At 47.9% G+C, this 1,158-nt stretch carries 2 protein-coding genes; both read right to left on the bottom strand.

Annotation, left to right across the window (positions count from 1 at the left end; genetic code table 11):
• Positions 1–444: cation:proton antiporter (locus A3739_RS13330; RefSeq protein ID WP_197472311.1), on the bottom strand; the 444-nt coding region annotated here is incomplete at its 3' end.
• A 70-nt stretch (positions 445–514) separates the two neighbouring features.
• Positions 515–1,158 (bottom strand): ThiF family adenylyltransferase (locus A3739_RS13325; RefSeq protein WP_068501705.1); only part of this gene is annotated, 644 nt, incomplete at its 5' end.

The raw sequence follows: 1,158 nt of genomic DNA, 5'->3' as shown, positions 1-1,158 counted from the left end.
AGTAATTCGTCCGGAGGGTCTGACAGAGCGAAGTAAGGGCATGATCACCGTGGGTCCGCTGACCACGACAATCGAACCAAACAACATCGCGAGAGATAAAGGGATATCGAGCGCTAGATACGCGGCAAAAGTTGCGATAAAACAAGTAACAACGGTGCCCGAGGCTAGTAGGTTACGCACCATTTTGCCGTGACCACCGAGCTCAGAAAACTTAAGGGTTAAACTTCCCTCAAATAAGATAACCGCTACGGCTAGAGAGATAATCGGAAAAAGCATGTCTCCGAGAAGGCCGTCTGGGTTCAACCATCCCAGCCACGGGCCAAGGATGATTCCCGCAACAAGCAAGAACAAAATAGCCGGTTGGCGTAAACGCCATGCGACCCACTGACAAATTAATGAGACGACGCCGATTGAAGCGAGAGTAATAACGCTGTGTTCAAGCATCGAGGCTTTCCTTGGGGATCAACACATCTCCATGGCCCGCTCAACGCAGGCAAACTGGCTAAAATAAAACTTATCTAGCCAGTTTAGCAAGGATTCTCGATACGCCCACCATTGCGAACACAGATGTGACGGATGTGACTGCACCAAAGCCTGAAGCGCAATCCAACTTAACAGGTCCGGCTCCATCAGGTTTCGAAGCGCACACACTGCCATCGAGTTGGGCATACTTTAATTGTTCGGTTGAGTAGACACACTCAACGCCAAACTTACGTTTTGGATTGCGGGAATAGTTATGTAAGCGACGCAAGTTGTTTCGAATCTTCGCCAACAATGGGTCTTGCGTGGTGCGCGCCAAATCTTCAATCTGGATTTGTGTCGGGTCTAATTGTCCGCCAGCGCCGCCGCAAACCATCAATGGAATTTTGTTTCGACGGCAATGCACAACAATAGAAGTTTTTGCCTTCACGCTGTCCGTGGCGTCAAACACATAACTAAATTCTGTAGTGAGTAAGTCACCGACATTTTTAGGCGTTAGAAATGTGTGCTTCACATGGACTTGAATATCAGGGTTGATCTCTTTAAGACGCTCAGCCATTACCTCAGTCTTCATATGGCCAACCGTATTCTGCAAGGCATGGACTTGTCGATTGATATTCGAAACACACACATCATCCAAATCAATCAAGGTGATTTCACCAATACCTGAACGCGCTA

This window comes from Oleiphilus sp. HI0067 (assembly GCF_001635735.1).
The sequence above is the reverse complement of the archived record's forward strand: the minus strand, read 5'-3'. Positions and strand labels throughout refer to the sequence as shown.